18 protein-coding genes are annotated in these 20,291 nt (G+C 60.9%); 5 read left to right on the top strand and 13 right to left on the bottom strand.

From position 1 onward, the window contains the following. Positions 1-133 precede the first annotated feature (133 nt). Entirely contained in the window at positions 134-3,958 is a 3,825-nt protein-coding gene (locus HYZ49_13395; protein ID MBI3243279.1) for an alkaline phosphatase family protein, read from the top strand. A gap of 51 nt (positions 3,959-4,009) precedes the next feature. Continuing rightward, the gene (locus HYZ49_13390) at positions 4,010-4,609 is read left to right on the top strand and encodes a hypothetical protein (GenBank protein MBI3243278.1); all 600 of its coding nucleotides are present in this window, start codon (positions 4,010-4,012) and stop codon (positions 4,607-4,609) included. Between the two features lie 34 nt (positions 4,610-4,643). On the opposite strand, the gene HYZ49_13385 is transcribed toward HYZ49_13390, so the two are convergent. The 3 genes from HYZ49_13385 to HYZ49_13375 are packed head-to-tail and all read right to left on the bottom strand — an operon-like array spanning position 4,644 to position 5,978. Beyond that, positions 4,644-5,009: a MerC domain-containing protein gene (locus tag HYZ49_13385; GenBank protein ID MBI3243277.1), complete on the bottom strand. Its 366-nt coding sequence runs from the start codon at positions 5,007-5,009 to the stop codon at positions 4,644-4,646. Beyond that, a complete protein-coding gene (locus HYZ49_13380; GenBank protein ID MBI3243276.1) occupies positions 5,009-5,536 on the bottom strand; it encodes a copper chaperone Copz family protein in 528 nt (175 codons plus the stop codon). Before HYZ49_13380 ends, HYZ49_13385 begins: the two co-directional genes overlap by 1 nt. Then, the gene (locus HYZ49_13375; GenBank protein MBI3243275.1) at positions 5,529-5,978 is read right to left on the bottom strand and encodes a heavy metal-responsive transcriptional regulator; all 450 of its coding nucleotides are present in this window, start codon (positions 5,976-5,978) and stop codon (positions 5,529-5,531) included. The genes HYZ49_13380 and HYZ49_13375 overlap by 8 nt, the downstream gene beginning before the upstream one ends. 408 nt (positions 5,979-6,386) lie before the next feature. Between HYZ49_13375 and HYZ49_13370 the strand changes: the two genes are divergently transcribed. Further along, positions 6,387-9,047 (top strand): helix-turn-helix transcriptional regulator, encoded by a 2,661-nt coding sequence (locus HYZ49_13370; protein ID MBI3243274.1) that lies wholly within the window; start codon positions 6,387-6,389, stop codon positions 9,045-9,047. Between the two features lie 113 nt (positions 9,048-9,160). Next, entirely contained in the window at positions 9,161-10,099 is a 939-nt protein-coding gene (locus HYZ49_13365; protein ID MBI3243273.1) for an alpha/beta fold hydrolase, read from the top strand. Positions 10,100-10,186: 87 nt separating this feature from the next. Here the strand turns inward: HYZ49_13365 and HYZ49_13360 are convergent, their stop codons facing one another. Together HYZ49_13360 and HYZ49_13355 are read right to left on the bottom strand one after the other, a co-directional pair. Further along, positions 10,187-11,284, bottom strand: coding sequence for a hypothetical protein (locus tag HYZ49_13360; GenBank protein MBI3243272.1), 1,098 nt, complete (start codon positions 11,282-11,284; stop codon positions 10,187-10,189). Further along, entirely contained in the window at positions 11,281-11,613 is a 333-nt protein-coding gene (locus HYZ49_13355; protein ID MBI3243271.1) for a cupin domain-containing protein, read from the bottom strand. The genes HYZ49_13360 and HYZ49_13355 overlap by 4 nt, the downstream gene beginning before the upstream one ends. A 54-nt stretch (positions 11,614-11,667) precedes the next feature. Here HYZ49_13355 and HYZ49_13350 point away from each other — a divergent pair, with 54 nt between their 5' ends. Further along, complete coding sequence (locus tag HYZ49_13350) at positions 11,668-12,366, top strand: Crp/Fnr family transcriptional regulator (GenBank protein ID MBI3243270.1); 699 nt, start codon at positions 11,668-11,670, stop codon at positions 12,364-12,366. On the opposite strand, the gene HYZ49_13345 is transcribed toward HYZ49_13350, so the two are convergent. The 8 genes from HYZ49_13345 to nosZ form a co-directional block, all read right to left on the bottom strand. After that, positions 12,351-12,614 carry a hypothetical protein gene (locus HYZ49_13345; protein ID MBI3243269.1) on the bottom strand — a complete coding sequence of 88 codons (264 nt, stop codon included), beginning with the start codon at positions 12,612-12,614 and terminating at the stop codon, positions 12,351-12,353. The genes HYZ49_13350 and HYZ49_13345 overlap by 16 nt on opposite strands. A 32-nt stretch (positions 12,615-12,646) precedes the next feature. Continuing rightward, positions 12,647-13,039 carry a cytochrome c gene (locus HYZ49_13340; protein ID MBI3243268.1) on the bottom strand — a complete coding sequence of 131 codons (393 nt, stop codon included), beginning with the start codon at positions 13,037-13,039 and terminating at the stop codon, positions 12,647-12,649. Positions 13,040-13,069: 30 nt separating this feature from the next. Next, positions 13,070-13,636, bottom strand: coding sequence for a nitrous oxide reductase accessory protein NosL (locus HYZ49_13335; GenBank protein ID MBI3243267.1), 567 nt, complete (start codon positions 13,634-13,636; stop codon positions 13,070-13,072). Positions 13,637-13,645: 9 nt separating this feature from the next. Then, positions 13,646-14,074: a nitrous oxide reductase accessory protein NosL gene (locus tag HYZ49_13330; protein MBI3243266.1), complete on the bottom strand. Its 429-nt coding sequence runs from the start codon at positions 14,072-14,074 to the stop codon at positions 13,646-13,648. Positions 14,075-14,160: 86 nt separating this feature from the next. Then, entirely contained in the window at positions 14,161-15,000 is an 840-nt protein-coding gene (locus HYZ49_13325) for an ABC transporter permease (protein ID MBI3243265.1), read from the bottom strand. Between the two features lie 67 nt (positions 15,001-15,067). After that, positions 15,068-17,455, bottom strand: a complete 2,388-nt coding sequence (gene nosD / locus HYZ49_13320) for a nitrous oxide reductase family maturation protein NosD (GenBank protein MBI3243264.1) — start codon at positions 17,453-17,455, stop codon at positions 15,068-15,070. A 19-nt stretch (positions 17,456-17,474) separates the two neighbouring features. Next, positions 17,475-18,167 (bottom strand): cytochrome C, encoded by a 693-nt coding sequence (locus HYZ49_13315; protein MBI3243263.1) that lies wholly within the window; start codon positions 18,165-18,167, stop codon positions 17,475-17,477. Between the two features lie 91 nt (positions 18,168-18,258). After that, positions 18,259-20,247 carry a Sec-dependent nitrous-oxide reductase gene (nosZ, locus tag HYZ49_13310; GenBank protein ID MBI3243262.1) on the bottom strand — a complete coding sequence of 663 codons (1,989 nt, stop codon included), beginning with the start codon at positions 20,245-20,247 and terminating at the stop codon, positions 18,259-18,261. Positions 20,248-20,291 lie beyond the last annotated feature (44 nt).

Genomic DNA, 20,291 nt, shown 5'->3' with positions numbered 1-20,291 from the left:
AGATTAAGGAGGTGGTGTCAAACTTTAGGACAATAGCGTCGCTCAAGCGCATTGCGCCTGCCCATGCGGCAGAAATGCCCCGCGCATTTTGTGGTAACCATTCTTCACAACATTCATACATAAGGAGTTCCTGATGGTCACCAAGTTGTTGCAACGAATTTTTACTCTCACCTTGATACTGGGCGTCATTCTATCTCCCCTCAATTCAACTGCCGCCTCCACTTCCACGGCCTCGCCCGCCCTGGCCGATCCGTCCGGCCCGCCTCACGCCGACAAAGTGATCTTCTTCGCCTCCGACGGCATGCGCCCCGATCTCATGGAACGCTATGCCGAAGAAGGCGCGATGCCGACTTACGCCGAATTGATGGACGACGGCGTTCGCGGCGACAACGGCCTGCTCCAGGGCTTCCCGCCGAACACGGGGGTGGGCTGGTACACCCTGGCCACCGGCACCTGGCCCAGCGAGCATGGCTCCACCAACAACACCTTCCACCGCACCGGCGAAAGCAACTTCAACACCCGCACCAGCTTCGCCGCCACCGGCATCCTGCAGGCCGACACCCTGGCCGCCGCCGCCGAGCGCGCCGGCAAGAAAGTTGCCCAAGTTGATTGGGTCGGCGGCGCGAATGCTCTTATTGCCGGCCCGACCGTTGACTTCACCACCTTTTTCTCGAACCGTGGCGTGTTGGCGGCACCGGTAAATGCGACCGAACAGGCCGGGGCGGCGGCATTTGGCATCGTGTATAAAGTTGCGGGATTTGCTCCGGCCAGTGGTTGGAGCAATGTACCCACAGGTGATCCCGCCGCCCCCTCTCAACAATCCTCTCTCACCGTTCCTACAAACCCTGGCTCGACTGTTAACCCCGACCGTATTTACGACATCTACATCTATGACAGCATGATAGACGGCACGGCGGCTTACGATCACGCCATCCTGGTTCGCAGCGGCGCGGCCAAAGACGGCAATCAAAAGGCCGTAGACCTGGCCGTAGGCGACTTCAAAGAGATCAAGCTCATGGGCGCAGATGGGTTGATCGGCCCGCGCGCCGGACAGACGGCCGGCTTCTATACCAAACTCATTACACTCGCGCCCGATCTCTCGTCCTTCAAACTGTACTTCACCTCAGTTGAGCGCGTGATTGCAACTTGCGCCACTGCCGCCTGCAATGCTCTGCCAGCCGGTGGAGCGGGTGAGAATAAGCTTGAGAAGTACCTGGCCGAAAATTTCCCCACCTTTATCTCGGCTGACTTCGCCCCGCTCGAAGCGCGCATCATTGACGAAGAGACTTACGTCCAGCAGGGGCGCGATCTTGAAAAGGCCTCTGCCGACGCTTACCTCAACTTTATCCTCGGCACGCTACAGCCAGACACCGATATTGCTTTCGTGGGCTACCCGGTCACCGACGAGTTCTCGCACCAGTTCATGGCGCTGGTGACGCCGACTGACATTGATGGCAACCCGAATCCGTACTTCGACGATCTTGAAGGCAACGGCACGCCCGATGGTCTGATTGCCACTCGCGAGGGCTACATCCGTAGCGCCTATCATGAAGCGGATGCAAAACTGGCGCTGACGCGCTCTTTCCTGCCCAATGCCACCGTCTTCGCTTCGTCCGACCACGGCTTTGCGCCGCAGTGGTATGCGGTGAACGTGAGCAAAGCTCTGGCCGATCTCGGTTATGGCCCCGAACAGACCAGCAACTGCCGTGCTGTAGCGGCAACCCTGGTCAAAGAATGCCACGCTGGTGGAACGGTTCAGTTGTATATTGATTTGGCCGGGCGTGATCCGGGCGGTAGTAACGCGCCACAAGTCCTCGCGGCTGACTATGAAACGGTTCGGAACAATCTGGTCAACTACTTCCAGAACTTGACTGACCCGGCCAACCCCGGCAAGCAAGTGGTGGCCGCCGTCTTCAAGAAAGAAGATTTGCGGAACGTGGACGGGACCGACGCCCTGCATCCCAATCGCAGCGGCGACGTCGTCGTCGTTTTCCGCCCGCCCTATCAAACAGACGCGGCCACCCCCGGTCAACTCTTCGCCTTCTCCCAGTTTTTCGGCCAGCATGGCTACCTGCCCAACCTCGTTGACATCGAACACAACGTCAACATGCACGGCACGTTCGTCGCTTCCGGTCCGGGCGTCAAGAAAAACGATGATCCGATCGTCGGCGTTCGGGCGATTGACCTGGCCCCGACGATTGCCTTCCTCATGGGCATCCCCGGCCCGCAAAACGCGCGCGGCAAGATTCTCTACGACGTCCTCCCGCGCTCCGATCACTGGAAGGAAGTCACCATCCTCGACATCAGCGACTACCACGGCCAGCTTGTGCCGCTCTCCGAAACAGCCGACACGCTGGGCCCGAGCTTTGCCATCGGCGGGTCGGCCTTCCTCAAGCCCTGGTTCGACGTCTATCGCGCCGAAGCCGCGAGCGCGGGTGATGATGACAATGACGACAATTTGACATCCATCACCATCGCCGCCGGCGACTCGGTCGGCGCGACGCCGCCCATCTCCAGCTTCTTCGGCGACACGCCCACTATCGAGTTAATGAACCTAATGGGCTTCAACGCCGACGGTCTGGGCAACCACAACTTCGACAAGGGCCAGTCCTACCTCCGTAACACCCTGATCCCGCTGGCCGACTTCAAGTACATCTCGGCCAACGTTGTAGACAACCGGGGCAAGACGCCCAGAGAGTGGGTGAAGTCGAAGGTGTTCGAGTTCGACGGCGTCAAGGTGGGCCTGATCGGCTTTACCAACCCCGACGCCCCAACCCTGGTCTTTCCCAACTCCTTTGACCCGTTCCAGGTGACTGACCCGGTTGCCGCCGTCAACGCCGAAGCCGTGAGGCTGAAGAACAAGAAGGTTGGCATCATCGTCGCCTTTGGACACCTGGGGGCAACGGCAGGAACTTTGACCGCGCCCGCCGGCCCGTTGGTGGATCTGGCTGACAACGTCACCAATGTTAACGCCGTCGTCGGCGACCACACCGACCTCCAGGTGCTTACCACGAGGCCGAACGGCGTGCTGGTCGTCGAGAATCGAAGCAAAGGCATCCGCTTCACCCGCATCCGCCTTGTCTTCGACCCCAGCACCAAGAAGGTGATCTACATGACCGCCGACTTCCACAAACCGTGGAACATTGGCGTGACGCCCGACCCGGCGATCCAGGCTCAGATTGACGATCTGAGTGGGCAACTTGCGCCGATCCTCGGCACGAAGATTGGCAGTTCCAATCGCTTCATCCCGCGCACCGACGCCTGTGGCAACACAGCCGGCCGCACCTGCGAGTCGCTGGTGGGCAATGTCACCGCCGATGCGATGCGAACAACCTACAGCGTTGACTTCGCCGTCACCAACTCTGGCGGCCTGCGCGACGCGCTCACCTGTCCGGCGGCGGGTGGCGGCCCAGGTTTCTGCCCACCGGGCACACAACCGCCCTTCCTGATCACACGCGGCCAGGTGCTCACGGTTCTGCCGTTCGGCAACGTCGTCGTCACCCTCTCGGTGAACGGCGCTGAGTTGAAAGACATGTTGGAAAATGCCGTCGCCTCGATGCCTGGCGCTAATGGACGATATGGGCAGGTCTCAGGCTTGTGCTTCACCTACGACATCTCAGCAACACCACGAACCGTCTCACCGACTCCGGTGCCTGGCACCGGCAATCGAGTGGTCAGCGCCGTTAGACAAGCATCTGATGGAAGTTGCACTGGCGCTGCGGTTGATTTGACAGCGGCTTCCACCTACACCATCGCCGAAAACGACTTCATGGTAAGCGGCGGTGATACGTACCCGAATTTCTTCAGCCGCGCTACGTCTCGCGACATCATGGATCAGGTATTGGCCGACTATGTTGTTGCTAACACTCCCATCAGCCCGACTATCCAGGGGCGGATTAAATGCGTCAAGGTGTTCAACCCGGCTAGCTCGAACAATTGCCCGGTTGTGACGCCATAGGTTGAAGAATTGAGGGCCGGCAACTTTGCCGGCCCTCAATTCTCATCCACGATGAAGCAAACACTGTTTCAACGACTACTGGCGGCGTTCGCCGTCTTCACGTTGTTGCTCTTGCCGCTCCAGGCCCGGGCGCACGACGGCGACCCGCGAGTGGAGATCAGTTCTGACCGTCTCCAGCCCGGCCTGGTGCTGGAAGTGCGCGGCGTCAATATCGCCGCCGACGAGCCAATCACCGTCTCGCTGGTCGGGGCCGCAGGCGAGTTCCCGCTCGGCGTCGCCACCGGCGACGGCCACGGCGACTTCACCCAGCCCTTCACCGTGCCTGTTGACATGCCTGAAGGCACGTACAAGGTGCTGGCCCAAAGCTCCAACCTGCCGGTTGCGAGCGCGCCGATCGTCGTTTATGGGCCGCCGGTGTTGGAAGCAGAGGGCGAAGGCGAACTGCGCGAAGAGGAAGAGGCGTTGTTAGCGCCCATGCCCACCTTTCCCAAAGCGCAAGCCTCGGCGCCCACGCCTCAACCGGCGACCTCTGGCGCGCCGCCGCCCTCGCCTTCGCCCGCTCTGGTGTTTGGCGGGTTGGCGCTGGTGGTGCTTGGCCTGGTTGCCATCTTTCGCAGAATGCAGTCACCGGCCCAACGCGAAAAATCATAAAAGAAGAGGCCAGCGATCATGCTGGCCTCTTCTTTCAAACCGGCAGAAGCCACTTGCGCTGATAAACAAAATCGCCAATCTGCGTGAGAATCAATACGGCCAGAGCGCCATACACCACCACAGGCAGGTAAACGATATAAACACTGGCGAAGGCGACGACGGCGCTGGCGATCGTCAAACCGAGAGGCCACAGGTTGTGATGTTGGCGAAAGGTGAAGAAACTTCCCGCCACTGTTATGCCCAACGCCACAACCAGCAAAGGAGCCAGAATGGCGTCATTAATCAAAAAGCCTGCGCCGATGGCGGACAGCGCCGCGATCACCGCCGGGACGCCCAGGCAACACAGGGCGACGAAAATGGAACTGACCGCGCCGAGGATACGCAAGATGACGAGACGCATTAGTGTGTCACTCCCGCCGCCAGGCGCTCAAGTTGTTGCGTAGCAGCCAGGCCGCGCACATTCCCCAAACAACACGTGCCTTGCGGGTTTCGCAGATCGCAGGCGCACTGCCCGGCGTTGATGCCCGCGTTGATGTCGTCCAAGATGACGGCGCGAGTCTCCGGCGAAGCGGCGCGCACTTCGCCGACCGTATGCCGGAAGCAGTAGCAGACAAACACTTCCTCTGCGTTCGGCTCCTTTTGATAGACGCGCTCTCGCACTTCTTCCACCGTGAAGGTTTGCTCGCCATCGGGTGAAAAGTAAACGACGGGGCAGGTCTGCGTCCGGCAAAACAAATACTCCACGTCGCGCACGTCGCGCAGACTCACCGCTAGAAGGGCTTTGACGGTTTGCCCCTGCACGAGCTTGCCTGTCTTGCCACATTCAGGGCAAGTATTGGCAGCGTGAGCCGGGCGTTGAAATCCTTGCGCCGGCAGTTCGCAAACCGCGCTTCCGGCTTCGGGCGGACAACCACAAGTATCAGTCATCGAAAAATTCTCCTCTCTGAATAGTGACGTGTCCGGTGTCACGATACGCTTTGAGCAAGTAACACACGCAGTGCTCCCCCTGCACGTCATCACGGGGAAGAATGGCGCCCTCGCTCTGCAGTTGCCGGAGAGAATCGCGCAAGGCCAGCAAATCGGCAATGCGGCGGTCAACGTCCGTCAGCCGCCGGTCAACCGCATCGAGCACACGCTGGCAGGGGGCAATACCGCCGTCACGCGCCGAAAGGATTTCGGCCACGTCGTCGAGCGAGAAACCCAAACCGCGCGCGCTGGCGATGAAGCGCAAGCGTTCGGCCTCGGCCGGCGCGTACTCGCGGTAATTGTTCGCCGCCCGTTTCGGGGGCGGCAACAAGCCAATGGACTCGTAATAGCGGATGGTTTTGGCCGGAACGCCGGTTTGTTTCGCCAAGTCGTGAATCAACATCGTCATCACTCCTCACTCTACACCTTCCAGTCGCTGGAAGGTCAAGGCCGCAAAAAAACTCCCGAAGGCCTTATACCTTCGGGAGTAATTATCATCCGTTTATCCTGGCCTGAATAGCGCTTAGACAACACGATGCCGGAATTTCTTACCAGAGGCCGAAAACTCGTTAGGTGTCTTCATGTCGAGGAGGTCGTGATCGCCATGCAGCCGCCGATACTGCGGGCCACCGGGCAGAAGTCGGCGTGGAAGCATGGTAGTCCGCCAAACCTGTTTTGATGGATGGCAATTGCACCGCCGCCCGCGCCGCACGCTTCGCGAACTGCGGCGGATTAGACATCCATCAATTTAGCATTGGCGGACTACTAGCGTTAAACTGCGCCTCAGCTAAAATTCAGCCGGGTACAATTTATGCCTGCTTCGCTCCTCACCATAAAGCTCCACGCCCCATCCATGCGCCCGACGCTCATCTCGCGCCCGCGCCTCACTGCCCGCCTCGCAGAAGGGCCGACCTGTCCACTCACGCTCATCGCCGCGCCCGCCGGGTTTGGCAAGACCACGCTCCTCGCGGAATGGATTGCGCAGAGCCGCCACCCTGTCGCATGGCTCTCGCTCGAGGCGGGCGACAACGACCCGGCGCGTTTCTGGACTTACGTGATCGCCGCGTTGCAGAAGCTTCAGCCGACTCTCGGAAAAGACGCGATAGCATTGTTGCCTTCGGCCCAACCGACGGCTTTCACCTCGTTGATGACGGCCCTCTTCAACGAAACCGCCCTCCTGCCTGACCCGTTTTTTCTCGTCTTCGACGATTATCATGTCATCGAGTCAGAGCCTATTCACGACGCGCTGACTTACCTGCTCGATCACGCTCCCGCACAGTTTCACCTCGTCATCCTCACGCGCACCGACCCGCCACTGCCGCTCTCGCGCTGGCGAGCGCGTGGTGAACTGGCTGAAATCCGCGCCGACGATTTGCGTTTCACGCCGGATGAGGCCGCGCAGTTCCTGAATCAGACGATGCGGTTGAATCTCTCCACCGATGACGTAGCTACCCTCGAAGCCCGCACCGAGGGTTGGATCGCGGCTTTGCAACTCGCGGCGATCGCGTTGCAGAATCCGCCACCCGGGGCAGGCCGGATTGATCAGGCTGTCTTCATTCGCAACTTCAGCGGCAGCCATCGCTTCGTGACCGACTATCTGCTGGATGAAGTGTTCGCGCGGCAGTCGCCGGAGGTGCAGACCTTTCTGTTGAACACGTCGGTGCTGAGACGCTTTTGTGCGCCGCTGTGCGATACCGTTCTGCCTTTCCAGCAGAGCCAGCCCATTCTGCAATTGCTCGACAGCGCGAACTTGCTCGTTATCCCGTTGGACAATGAACGTCGGTGGTATCGCTATCACCACCTCTTTGCCGACTTTCTGCGTGCTCGCCTCGAGCAATCTGGCGCGGATGTGCGCGGCCTGCACCAGCGCGCTGCCCACTGGCTTGAGCAGGCCGAACTCGTCGAAGACGCTATCTGGCACGCGCTGGCCGCCAGCGATTTCGACTATGCCGCCGGGCTGATCGAGCGTGTGGCGGGCGATATGCTGCGCCGTAGTTTTGAAATTACGCAGCTACAACAGTGGCTACAGGCGTTGCCGGAAAATTTTGTCATGGCTCGCCCCCGCCTCGGCGCGGTCTATGCGCGTTTGCTGTTCCTGACACACGGCCTCTTCGGCATGCCGGATTTGGAGGCGATTGAAGCGCACATCGCGTTGGTCGAGCAAGCGCCGGCCTCCGCCACCGATTCAAATGACGAAGCCGTCAGCGAACTGCTGATGGTGCGCGCCGAGATTGCCCTGGAGCGCGGCGCAACGCAAACGGCGCTGGAACTGTCGCGGCAGGCGCTCGACGCGCTCTCGCCCGATAATCTGTTTCTGCAATCGGTGGGGCTGCAGTTGCAGGGCTACATCTGCGTGCGCCTGGGGCAGAGCACGGTGGCTGGCGAGATTCTCGAGCGCGCGGCGCGCGCTGGCCAGCAGGCGGGCAACCTTACCGTCACGCTCTACGCGCTGACGGATTTGGGTGAGGTGCGTCTCCGGCAAGGGCAACTGCGCAACGCCGAAGCCGCGCACCGACAGGCCCTCGACCTCGGCGGCGCAGCCCATGACCCGATTCTCGTTGGTGCGCATCTTGCGCTCGCCCAAATTGCGCTGGAGCGCAACAAGCTTGATGAGGCATTGCGCGAAGCCCGGCGCGCCCTCGACCTGGCAGAAAAATTCCAATCGCCGGGTCAACGGCGGCAAGCGCATCTCACACTGGCGCGCATCCACGCCGCGCAAAACGATTTCGACTCCGCCCACGCTCAGTTGGAACGGGCTGAGAAACTGGCGCAGGTCGAAGGGAAAGGCCACGTCCTGAAGCGCATCGCCGCGCACCGCGCTTGGCTCGCTCTTCAAACTGGTGACGCCGCCTCCGTCGCCGAGTGGGCCGCCGCCTCCGACCTCAGCGCCGATGCGCCCGTCCCCGTTGCCCGCGAGTTCGAGGCCCGCTTGCTGGCGCGCACCCTCGCCGCGCAGGGCCAATACGCCACCGCCGTTCAACTTGCTCAACGATTGCTCGAGGCCGCCCTCGATCAGGAGCGCAACGGCGATGCGCTGGAAGCGTTGGTGATTCTTGCCTCCATTCAGGCGCGGCAGGGCAAAATGACAGAGGCAGCGGTCACCCTAGACCGGGCGCTATCCCTCGCCGAGCCAAAGGGCCACCTCCGGGCCTTTGCAGATGCCGACGCCAATCTCCTCAATCCTTTGGGTGCGCTCCTCGCGCAAGGCAAACATGTTGACCACATCCGCGCGCTCCTCGCTCTCCTCAAGGCTGAAGCGCCCAAACCCGAAGGACTCTTCGAGGCCTTGAGTGAGCGTGAATTAGAAGTCTTGCGCCTTGTCGCCGCCGGATTCTCCAATCCCGAAATCGCCACGCAACTCGTCCTCAGCGTGGCGACGGTGAAGACCCACCTCATCCGTATTTACGGCAAACTCTCCGTCCGCAACCGTATCGAGGCAGTGGGGCGGGCGCGAGAACATGGCCTCCTTTAAGTAAGCGGCATCACCTAATTCAACCTCCCCTATTCAACCGGCCGGTGGACACGGTCCAACCGATTTCGGCGTTACCCTGTTGCCATCAAATTTCAATTAAGGAGACCCTGACCATGACCACACCGACTGTTGATTCCCTCCGCGCTCAATCGCCCACTGCCGACCACATCCCGCAGACTGTGGCCGAGCACCGCGCCCGCTTGAAGAAAGCGCAAGTGGAAGGCGGCCACATCGCTTATGTGGACGAAGGCCCGCGCGACGGCGAGCCAGTTGTGCTTCTGCACGGCATGCCCACCAACTCGTGGCTCTGGCGCAAAGTTATCCCGCACCTCACCGTCGCTAACTTGCGCGTCATCGCGCCCGACCTGCTCGGCTGGGGCGCCAGCGACAAGCCCGCCGACCTGAGCGAATACACCCTCGATAAGCAATCCCGGCGTGTCACCGCCCTGCTCGACAAAATCGGCGTGGATAAAGCTACGCTCGTGGTGCATGACCTTGGCGGCCCCTGGGCTTGGGAGATAGTGGATCGCGCGCCCGGGCGCGTTGCCCGCCTCGTCATTCTCAACACATCCGCCTACACAGATGGCTTCCAGCCCCCGGCGATGATTAAGATGATGATGAGTCCGCTAGGCCCGATGATGTTGAGTATGATGAGCGGTAAGCTGATGGGGCCGATGATGATGGCGTCGTTCATCAAGGAGTTCACCGGCCACCCCGAGGTGATTAATTCCGCCGCGGCCGAGGGCTACTGGCTCCCCATGAATGAGGGCGCTACACGCCCGTTCCAGCAATTTGTAAGCAATTTCGATTTCGTCTTCGCCCAAATGCCGCGCTGGCAAGCGGCTCTCAAACGCCTGAACGTCCCGGCGACCATCCTCTGGGGCAAGAAAGACCCGGTGCTCAACCATGCCAAGATTCCGGTGCAGTTCGCCCGCGACCTGCGCGTGCCGCCGGAGCGCGTTCACATCTTGGCTGACGCCAACCACTTTCTCGCTGAAGACAAAGCGCAGGAAGTTGCCGAAAGGGTCATCCGGTTTGTGCAGGAGACGTAGACAGCGCCGAGGTTGCGGAGCGAAGATGCTTTCCACTTCTTCGAGCGTAAGGTTGAGGCCCGCTACGGAGATTAGCTCGTGAAGGACTCACACCTCAGAGGTCTTCGCCGAGCGGGCGCCTGAGGTCTGTTTTCGTGTTGCCAGGATAGTGTTGCCAATGAAGAGCAAGATGGCTGTGACGTTGAGCAGGCCGCCCCATAATCTGAGCGCCGGCAGGGCGGCAATGTCGCCCGACACGCGCAGAACGAGCGAGGCATGGAGCAAAATGAGGTGCAGATAGAACGCGGGGCGGTAAGTGATAGGCAAATTCAGAATGGCGGGGACGATGATGGGCGCGTGGCCGAAGATCATCGAGAACACAAAGCCAACCAGAATCATGTGCAACATGGCATCGTAGGCCGACCCGGCCACAAAGTAGGCCGGCCAGGCAACCCACAACGCCCCGGCGGCCACGAGCCAGGCATAGCCCGGCAGAAGACAGGCGGCGATGAAACGAGTCAGGCCGCTTTGCCGGACGGTCTTCTGAGCCACGTCGAAGCGGAGCAGCCACAAGCCGAGCATGACCAGGCCGAAGCCGCTTAGCTGCAGGCCGCGAGCGAAGAAGCTCAACGAGACCAGCAAGCCGCCGAAGAAAACAGCGACGCTGAGGGCAAACATGATCAGCGAGGCGCGGCGGAGCAATAACACTCGCGCCAACTCCAGCCGCTCTCCGGCAATGGTGAGCATGAGGAAGCCGATCCACCAGGGCGACACTTGAAAGAGGGGCCGCCCGACGAGCCAGGCCAGGTTGCCCGCCACCCAGCACAACGCGCCCAGCGACATGGTGGCCGCGGCCCATTCCAGCTTGAAGCCGTAGTGCCGATGATAGGTGACGAGGAAGGCGGTGAGCAGAAACAGGCTACCCAGAAGAATCAGGCTTTGATAAACCGGGGCGGGCGCGCCGGCGAGGAGCAGGACGACTCCGGCGAGCGCGAGCGCAGGCGCGGCGTAAGGCCAGCGGCGGCCAAAGGCGGCGGCGCGCTCCAGGCTGATGAGGGCACCGAGGAAGCCGGAGATCATCAGCGGGCCGTGAGCGGTTGGGCGCAGAGGCGGCAACCCCCAGCCGAGGCGGTTCAACCCGGCCCACAGCCCGGCCAACAGAGTCAGCCCGGCCAGGACCATCAACGGAAGATGCTCGCGTCTCATTTCCCTCCGGGTGTTTTCAACATCAATAGCAACATCGTCACCGGCGTTTTAGCAAGCAGGCTGTGCGGCAAATTGGCCGCCATGCGCACCCAGGTTCCGGCGCGGGCCTCCAGCGCCTCACCGCCAAGCGTGAGCTTTGCTTCACCTTGCAGAATGTGAATGATGGCCGGCATGGCCGCCGTATGTTCCGAAAGCTCCTGCCCGGCGGCAAAGTTGAACAGCACCGCCTTCACCTGCTCGTCGCCGTAGATCGTCCGGCTCAGAATGCTGTCGGCGGGGAGGTCGGGGAATTGCTCGCCAAGAACAAGATGTGAATAGGGTTTTTCCATGAAAGGCTCCGGGCTGTTGTGAGGGCTGATGCGATATAATCGCTTTACATCCGTATGCTGGCCGCTTCCCAGATTATCGAACTGCTCCGGCGACTGCCGTTGTTTGCCGATCTTGTCGAACAAGACCTGGCCTCGCTAGCCGGTCAGGCCCGCGTCGATCATTTCGAGCGCGAGGCGGCCATCTTTTATCAGGGCGATGAGTGCGACCGGGTGTGGCTGGTGCGGCAGGGCCGGGTGAAGATCGTCTATCACGAAGACGCCGGGCGCGAGGTGATTCTGGAAATGATCTCGCCGGGCGAGGTCTTTGGCGGCGCGGTGCTGTTCATGCCCCGCCACCCGGCCACGGCCAAAGCTATGGACGAGGTGGAAACGGTGAGCCTGCCCAGCGCCGCGTATGCTCAGTTTCTAACCACGCAACCCGCCACAACGCTCAAACTCATCCGCATGTTGGGCATGCGTTTGCACTCGATGATGGGCCTGCAGATTTTGGCCGGCGAGAAGGTGGAGCGGCGCATGGCTCACATCCTGCTCAAGCTGGCCGACCGGGTGGGCCGGGCCGAGGCCGACGGAGTTCTGATTACCATCTCACTTTCGCGACAGGATTTAGCCGACATGGCCGGAACGACGTTGGAGACAGCCATCCGTACCATGTCCCGTTTTCGCGCTCAGGGGCTGATCGAAACCCGGCGCGGCGGCTACCTCGTCATCACCGACGTGGAAAAATTGCGCCGACAGGCTCACCCTCCTTCTTGAGGCGGCTTCTCGTCCTTCGACGGCTCGCCCCGTTTGCAAAAAGGGTAGGCGCCGCAACCGGGCGGGCGCGTATGTGGAATCTCCTTGCCGCAGTTGTGGCACTTCACGCTGGTTTGATAACAGAAGACCTCAACTTCCGACTCGCCGCAGTGCGGGCAGTGAATGTATTCGGGAAAAGGATCGGGGAGCGGCAGGCCCGTGACCGGGTCAATTCGCCACTGATTCAAAGGGTGATTCGGTTCCGCCATGACAGCTCCCCGTTCCTCTTTCGTTTTCAGAATTACTGTTGCAAGGTGCGAATGTAAGTCATGATGTCAACCAGGTCTTGATCGGTGAAGGCCGGGTTGCCGCCTCTGGGCGGCATGTCAACGCCGGTGGTGTTGAGCGGGTCGCTCGCCGGGCGGCCAACCAGCAGGAAGTCAACCAATTCCTGATTCGAAAGGCCTTTGGCAAACTCGCTGGCCGTCAGGTCTTTGCCGAGGCCGGGCAGGCCTTTAGCATCCGGGCCGTGACAGGTGGTGCAGGTGGTTTCGAACTTGGCTTTGCCGGCCACGGCGTCGCCGGCGGGGCCTTCGGGCGTGGGGGTGGCCGCCGGGCCGCCGCCGCCACAGGCGGCGATGATCAAGGCGCCTGCGAGAAGCAGAGAAAAAATGGTGAGTAGTCGAACTTTCATTGTGGGTCTCCTGAATTATTGAATTGAAGGTTAGGGCGCAGGCGAGGCAGTGGCTTCTTTGGCCTGCAATAGTTGTTGAGCAACAAGTTGGATTTCTTCAAAGGTGAAGACGTCGCCGTTCTTGGTGACGGCATATTCCTGAGCGTCGGCCTCCTGCTCGAAGGCGATGATGCCGTCGTTCATCGGGGTGATGATCGCGGCGCCTTGCACGTAGAAGGCCGTTTCGCCTCTGATCCACGTCTTGCTGGCGTAGTCGTGAACGAACCAGGCCCGCACTTGCTCGTCGGGATGCTTGAGGTGATAGAAGAGCATGTTTGAGACTTCGTCGAACTTGTGCGAGTCGCCGCTGGTGAGAATGGTGGCGGCGGCGAACTTGTCGTAGCCGATGATCATGTTGCACTCGTCGCAGAAGTCGTGGCCGTAGTTGATCTCCGGCGGCGTTGCCGGCTCGGCGGTGGCGGTGGGCGGCGGCGACGTGGGCGTGGGCGGCAACGGGGTGGCCGTCGGCGGCTCCACTGTAGGGGTGGCGGCGGCCCCGCCGCCGCAGGCGGTGAGCAGACTTCCGGCAAGCAATAAGACGCATATCCAACGATACATTTTCAGTCCTTATCCTCCATGCACGGCCAGGTGAGCTTCCACACGCAAGTCGTAGAGGGTGAATACTTTGCCATTCACTTCTGCGGCGAAAGCTTTGGCCTCGGTTTGATCTTCAAAGGCGACGATACTGCCGCCCATCGGAGTCGTGATATCGCCTTCCACAAAGAACGCCGTCTCGCCGCGAATCCACGCTTCAGATTTGTAGTCGTGGACGAAATAGGCCTGCACCTGTTCTTCCGGGTGCTCCATGTGATAAATCATCATGTCGCCAATCTCGTCGAATTTGCGGAACTCGCCGCTGGTGAGCAGGGTGGCGGCGGCAAAGCGGGCGTCGTCAATGATCATGCCGCAGGCGTCGCACAGGTCCTGGCCGTAAAGAATTTCCGGCGGTTGGGGTTCGTTGGAATTGGAGCTACAGGCGGAAAGCAAAAGGCCCATCAGCAAAAAGTACAGTGGGAGGCGTGAAAGATCAAACGTCAAATGTGACAAGTTATTTATGACATTTGACACTTGAAAATCAGTCTTCATAAGTCGCCTCGACGGCTGAAGGTGGCAAAGGCAATGCCGAATGAGAGAACGATCCAGGCAAGAAGCAGGCCGGCGAGCAGGAAGGGCAGGCTTTCGCCGAAGCGGTACGTGGCATATTGGCCGGCCGCGCCCAGCGTGTCGAGCGTGGCTCGCAGACTGTAGATCGCGCCCAGCTTGAAGGCTTGCAGAGGGTTAACGAGCAACATGCTGAGGAGCATGGCCGGGGTTGGGCGCAGAGTCAGGGTTGCGCCCACCACACTCAGGTCGCCGAAGAAGACCAGCCCCAGCCACAGTAACAGCGAAGCGCCGACGGCTGTTGCGCTTTTGCGAGTGAGGGCGCTGATGACGAAGCCGAAGCCCAGCGAGGCCAGCGCCAGCAGGACGGTGTAGCCGGTGAGGGCGAGAAAGACTGAGGGGTCGCCGTCGCCGGTTGACGACAGGGCAATGGCCGCCAACCCGAAGCCGACGGCCAGGGCGGCAGTGACGGCCAACCCGGCCCCTAATGCTTTGCCAAAGAATACTTCGGCGCGATTCACCGGCTGGGCCAGCAGGTACATCAAGGTTCCCCGTTCGCGATCTCCGGCCAGCGCGCCCGCGCCCACGCTGAGGCCGAGCAGTGGCACGAAGAGCAGGAGGGCGTTGACGAGGCTGGCGGCGGTGCGACCAAAGCCGCCGAGGCCGCTATAGCCGGCGGAGGCCTGGCTGGCTTGCGAGAGGGCAAAGGCCAGCGCCGCAAAACCGACGGCGTAAAAGGCCAGCCACTTGTTGCGCAAGCTCTCGCGCAGTTCACGTTGAGCAATCGTCCAGAGCAGTGTCAATTCCATTTTTTCAGGCACGGATTTTCACCGATGCACACGGATCGTGATTCCAAATCTGTGTTCATCTGCGTTCATCTGCGTCCCCTCAATTCCACAAACGGCCTCGCTCCACTTCAAAGTCCAGCACCGAGATGCCCTGCTCGGCCAGCAGGCTCAGGGGTTGCAATTTGTTTTGCGGGTCTACACGGACGACGACGGTTCCGCGCCCGTTAAGGTGAGCGTTGAGGCCGTTGCTCTCAAAGCAGGCCAGGGCGCGGGGACGTTCGCCATCGGCGACCCACAGGGTGAGTTCAACATCCGGCGCGAGCCGCAAACGGACTTCGCCGGGGTTGAGCGTCTCAACCACCCGACCGGCCTCCATGACGACCACCCGGTCGGCCAGCGTTTCCACTTCTTCGATGCGGTGCGAGGCGAAGATGATGGTCTTCTTCTCTTTGCGAAGCGTCCCCAACAGAGCCAGGTAGTCGCGCCGCGCTTTAGCGTCGAGGTTGGCCGTCGGCTCGTCGAGCAGAAGCACGGGCGGGTCGGACAGCAGAGCCACCGCCAGCGCCAGCCGTTGCTTGAGGCCGCCGGAGAGGGCGGGCACGGGTTTACGAGCGTGCTCGCTCAGGCCGAGGCGTTCGAGCAAGGCCGGAATACGTTCTATGGGAGATGAGAGATGAGAGACGAGAGATTGCTCAATCTCCAATCTCTCATCTCTCATCTCTTTTCTTTCTTTCAACCGGGCATAAAACTCCATCGTCGCCTGAACGGTCATATCATAAAAGATCGCCTCTTGTGGCACGTAGCCGATGTTGCGGCGGGCGGCCTTGCCGTTCCGACGCACATCACAGCCCTGAATGGAAACGTCGCCTTCAAACTCGATGAGGCCGAGCAGGGCTTTGATTAGGGTAGTCTTGCCGGCGCCGTTTTCGCCCCACAGGGCCAGCGCCTCGCCGGGGCGGGCCGTGAACGAAACGCCGTTCAGGGCCGCCGTCTTGCCGTAGCGTTTGATCAGGCCCTCAACGCGCACAGCGGTTTCGGGTGGGGTTTGAGTTGCCATAGGGTGATGCCCTTTTGTGTTTTCTTTGCGGTTCATAAAAGCCAAAGCGCCGAACAGGATGCCAACGGCAAATATAGCGACCCCCAGCAGAGTCATGGGCAGGGCCGGTTTCTTCGGGGCGATGGCCGAGGCCGGAATGATTGCGGGTTGCAGGCGCGGCGACTCATCCACTAATTTGGGTTGGGGCTTGATAATGGGAAATGAGGACGCGGCGAACTCGATGGTTTGCGCCGCCGGGCTGTAGATGAGAGCGCGCAACATCGGCTCGCGATCGGTCAGGCTTTCAAAGAAACGTTCGGAGGTGTAAGGCGACTCGCCCAGGTTGTCGCCGTCAACGTCGAAACCGGCATAATCGCTCCAGTAGTTGCCCCGCCAGACATTTTCGCCGGGGTGGCCACCGCCCTGCTGTGCAACCTGTTCCACGTTCTCCCAGAAGGTGTTGTTCTCAAACGTGTTGCCGCGCACGGCAGTGAGCAGGATCGCCCCCACGTCGTTGAAGGCGAAAATGTTGTCGGTGAAGCGGCCCCAGCTTTGGGGGTTGAATGGCGTGCCGTCCACGAAAATTCCGGCGCGGTTGTCCACCACCACGTTGCCGGTCACTTCGACAAAGTCGGCGTCTTTGAAGCCGAGGGCGTAACCGCTCGGCCCGCGCTGGCCGCGAATGTCGTTGTCGCGCAGGATCACGTTGCTGGAGTACATGGTGTAAACGCCCACCGAGTTGTTCAGCACCCGGTTGCCTTCCACCTGCGAGTTGTTGCAGTACATCAGATGCAGGCCGTAGCGCCCGCCTTCGATGAGGTTGTCGCGCACGACGATGTTTTCGGCGTACCACAACACCACGTCGCGGGCGTCGTGAACGTGGTTGCCTTCGACGATGACATCCTTGCTGTACCAGACCCGAATGCCGTCGCCTTTGCGGCCCGAGTCGTACTGGGCTTTGCTGGCAATGTCGTTGCCGCGCACCACAGCCCCGTCGGCCTGCTCGACGAAGACGCCAAAGAGCACGTCGCTCAAACGATTGCCTTCAACCGTGATATCCGGCGCGGTGAGGGTGATGCCGGCGTGGTCGCGATCCGGCTCGACGCCGCTGCCGCGCACATGGAACCCTTTGAAGACGATGCCGGGCGCGTTGAGCATGACGACCGTGCCCTGTCCGCCGCCGTCAATCACCGGCCAATCCACCCCAACCAGCGTCACCGATTTTGCGATCACGAGTGCCGGGTACGCGCCGCCGTGAACTTCGACGGTGTCGCCGTCGCCGGCGTCGGCCAGGGCGGCTTCAATGGTGGTGTAGGGGCCGGAGGGGGAAACAATCAAGTGATCAGTGAACAGTGAAGAGTGATCAGTGGCAGACGGAGCCGCTGTAGTTGGCAACGCGCCAAGCAATATTGCCAACACGACCCCCATGATTCCCGGCATAGACAGTTTCATTGCTCGACTCACTTGTCGCTCACGAATTACTGATAACTGGCAACTGATCACTGCCCACTTTCTTGCGGGCGTCCACAATCGGTTTGTAGGCGGCGCGGTGGAACCACAGGCCGACGAGCATCACGACGATGGCGGCAATCGCCAGGTAGAAGCCGGCGGTGAAATTGGCGACAGTGCCGAACTGGGCGACTTTGCCAATGCCGATGATGGGCGGGGTGAAAGGCTGGATAGCGTCGCCCAGCGCCGAGTCGGGGTCAATGCTGTGACCGTAGTGATAAAGGATGTACCAGAGGTCGGCCACGAAGACGACGGGGAAACCGAGGACGGGCAGGGCCAGCACGCCGGCCCATTGATTGTGAATGAACACTCCGGCGATCAACAGCAGGCCGAGGGCCACAATCGAGAAAATGGAGATCGAGCGTTCAAACTGGCCGCCCTCGTCGAGCGGCGGCAGGCCCAGGTAGTGATTGAGTTCGTCAATCTCGCGCATGTCGCCCTCGAGATGATTGACGTACACATCCACCTTCAGGCCTTTGGGATACTGCGGGGCTGTCATCGTCATGCTCCAGTAGGGCAGGAACATCGAGATCATCAGCATCAACGCGGCCAGCATGAGCAGGGCGCTGGGGAAAAGATAATCCGTCAGGCGGCGGGTACTGCCGTCGGGGAGGAGGACTTTGACGTCGGGGTCGAGGGAGAAGAACTGCTTCATGGGTTTACTCGTGAGACAGGGAGTAGGGGAGCAGGGGAGACAAGGAGAAGTTAATCTCCTTGTCTCCCGATCTCCATGTCTTCGGCTCTGATTACGGTTTGACTAAGAAGTACCCGATCATCTCCAGATGCAGGGCCGAGCAGAACTCGGTGCAGTAGAAGGTGAAGGTGCCGGCCTTGTTGGCGTCGAACTCAATGGTCTGTGCTTCGCCTGGCTCAAGGCTGAGATTAATGTTGTAGCCGGAGAGGCCAAAGCCGTGTGTCGCGTCGCGCTGGCGCTCAAGGCTGGTGAAGTGCCAGACCACGTGATCACCTTTGTTGACTTCAACGTGCTCTGGCGTGTAGTGAGACCGCACGACTGCCGTCCAGATTTCAACGTTGTTGCCGTTGCGTTCCACCCGGGCCTGGGCCGCGTCGGTGATGGCGTTCGGGTCAACGCTCATCGTCTCCGGGTTCCAACCAATTTCGGGGTAGACCTCGAATGGGTGCAGTTTGTCGGCCTTGATGATCTGAGCGTAGTGCGGCTCGGCCATGCCGATGGGCATGTCGTAGATCACTTTCATCTGATCGCCGGTCTGGGCGATGTCCACCAGTTGGAAGTTTTGCGGCAGGAGCGGCCCGACGTTGGCGAAGCGGTCAATGCTCCACTTGTTGAGGGCCACTACGTAGCCGCCATCGGGCGAGGCGGTGTCGCCTTCTGCCGCCGCGATGTGGCCGATGTTGTATTGCACGGGCAGTTTCTGGACGAGCGTCCACGGTTCTTCAGGGTGCTTGTCGGCGTACGGGCCGCCGAGAGTCCAGCGGGCCACCGCCGAGTCCAGGAAGAGCGAGGTGTAGGCGTAACCCTTGTCGTCGTAGACGGTGTGAAGCGGGCCGAGGCCGAGTTCAACCTGGGCTTCCATCACCTTGTCGAGCGGGATGACGGGGACGCCGTAGGAGTCGGTCTCCAAACCGCCGGCTTCGATGGCGGCCTTGATCTTGTCGAAGGAGTAGATCGTCACGTGCGGGTCGAGCTTGCCGCCGACGACGATGAACTCGCCGCCGGGGGTCACGTCCGCGCCGTGCGGACTCTTCGGCTCGGGGGCGAAGTAGAGGATGTTTTCCTTGATGGCGGTCTCCATGCTGATGACGGCGATCCCGTTCAGCTTTTCTACGTCCCCGCCCTTGAAGACCTGCTCGGCCTTCTTCCAGTCCACGATGTGCAGATAGTCCACGTCGTTCTTGGTCGTGCCGGCCTCGAAGGCCGGGTTGCCCAGTTCCACGCCGCCGGTGGCCAATTCGGTGTTGAACGAGTTGCAGAAGAACCAGCCCTCGCTCACGCCTTTGCCGGCGTCGCACAGGTCTTGCCAGTAGGGCGGCAGTTCAATCTGGAAGGACTGGGATTCGTCCACCCGGCCCTTGGCCCGGTCAAATTTCCAGAAGGTGATCAGGCCGCGATACTTGTTCTGATACTCGTCAATGGGCGCATACTCAAAGCCGAGCGGGGCGGCATATTGCGGGCCTTCGATGACGTACTCGGTGTTGGGGGTGACGAACGCGCCGCCGTGGTCGTTGATGGCGTTGGGGTTTTTGATGATCTGCTTGGTCTCGAAGTCGCGCAGGTCAATCACCGCCAGGCGGGCGTTGGCCTTGTCGTTGATGAAGAGGAACTGCCCGTCGTACTCACCTTTGGTCTCCGACAGGTTGGGGTGATGAGTGTCGCCCCACTTGAGTTCATCGCCGTTCGGCATGTAGCCGCCCTCGATGACCTTGTCGCTCGACCCGCCGAAACCGTAGCCTTGCCAGGGTTCGGGGGTGAAAACGCCGATGAGCTTGAGGATGCGCATGGACGGCACGCCAATGGCCAGCACCTGGCCGCCCTGCCCGCCCGAAGCGAACATGATGTAGGGGTCGAGCTGGCCGGAGGGGGTGTAGGTCTTGAGGGCGGCAGCGATGTCGTCCTGGGTCAGGCCACGGGCGGCGGCAATGGCCGCCGCGTCGGCGGGCAGGCCGCTCGTGGCCGGGGTGGCGGCCGGCTTGCCGCCACTGCAGGCCACCAGCAGGGTGACCAGCGCTAACAGTGTTGTCAATACTTTTTTCATAGAAGCCTCCTTGGGGTTGTGAGAAAAGCGAATCGCTTGAATAA

The sequence above is a fragment of the Chloroflexota bacterium genome (assembly GCA_016197225.1).
Lineage (GTDB): Bacteria > Chloroflexota > Anaerolineae > Anaerolineales > VGOW01 > VGOW01.
Note: the sequence above shows the minus strand (reverse complement) of the source record. Positions and strands in the feature narration are given on the sequence as shown.

What these genes read in the sequence shown, in the direction of transcription:
- HYZ49_13385 (MBI3243277.1), bottom strand. Translation starts at nt 5,009, where the DNA reads ATGCGTCTCGTCATCTTGCGTATCCTCGGCGCGGTCAGTTCCATTTTC.
- nosZ (MBI3243262.1), bottom strand. Translation starts at nt 20,247, where the DNA reads ATGAAAAAAGTATTGACAACACTGTTAGCGCTGGTCACCCTGCTGGTG.
- HYZ49_13315 (MBI3243263.1), bottom strand. Translation starts at nt 18,167, where the DNA reads ATGAAGCAGTTCTTCTCCCTCGACCCCGACGTCAAAGTCCTCCTCCCC.
- HYZ49_13355 (MBI3243271.1), bottom strand. Translation starts at nt 11,613, where the DNA reads ATGGAAAAACCCTATTCACATCTTGTTCTTGGCGAGCAATTCCCCGAC.
- HYZ49_13380 (MBI3243276.1), bottom strand. Translation starts at nt 5,536, where the DNA reads ATGACTGATACTTGTGGTTGTCCGCCCGAAGCCGGAAGCGCGGTTTGC.
- HYZ49_13395 (MBI3243279.1), top strand. Translation starts at nt 134, where the DNA reads ATGGTCACCAAGTTGTTGCAACGAATTTTTACTCTCACCTTGATACTG.
- HYZ49_13345 (MBI3243269.1), bottom strand. Translation starts at nt 12,614, where the DNA reads ATGGCGGAACCGAATCACCCTTTGAATCAGTGGCGAATTGACCCGGTC.
- HYZ49_13390 (MBI3243278.1), top strand. Translation starts at nt 4,010, where the DNA reads ATGAAGCAAACACTGTTTCAACGACTACTGGCGGCGTTCGCCGTCTTC.
- HYZ49_13370 (MBI3243274.1), top strand. Translation starts at nt 6,387, where the DNA reads ATGCCTGCTTCGCTCCTCACCATAAAGCTCCACGCCCCATCCATGCGC.
- HYZ49_13330 (MBI3243266.1), bottom strand. Translation starts at nt 14,074, where the DNA reads ATGGGCCTTTTGCTTTCCGCCTGTAGCTCCAATTCCAACGAACCCCAA.
- nosD (MBI3243264.1), bottom strand. Translation starts at nt 17,455, where the DNA reads ATGAAACTGTCTATGCCGGGAATCATGGGGGTCGTGTTGGCAATATTG.
- HYZ49_13365 (MBI3243273.1), top strand. Translation starts at nt 9,161, where the DNA reads ATGACCACACCGACTGTTGATTCCCTCCGCGCTCAATCGCCCACTGCC.
- HYZ49_13350 (MBI3243270.1), top strand. Translation starts at nt 11,668, where the DNA reads ATGCTGGCCGCTTCCCAGATTATCGAACTGCTCCGGCGACTGCCGTTG.
- HYZ49_13335 (MBI3243267.1), bottom strand. Translation starts at nt 13,636, where the DNA reads ATGTATCGTTGGATATGCGTCTTATTGCTTGCCGGAAGTCTGCTCACC.
- HYZ49_13375 (MBI3243275.1), bottom strand. Translation starts at nt 5,978, where the DNA reads ATGTTGATTCACGACTTGGCGAAACAAACCGGCGTTCCGGCCAAAACC.
- HYZ49_13360 (MBI3243272.1), bottom strand. Translation starts at nt 11,284, where the DNA reads ATGAGACGCGAGCATCTTCCGTTGATGGTCCTGGCCGGGCTGACTCTG.
- HYZ49_13340 (MBI3243268.1), bottom strand. Translation starts at nt 13,039, where the DNA reads ATGAAAGTTCGACTACTCACCATTTTTTCTCTGCTTCTCGCAGGCGCC.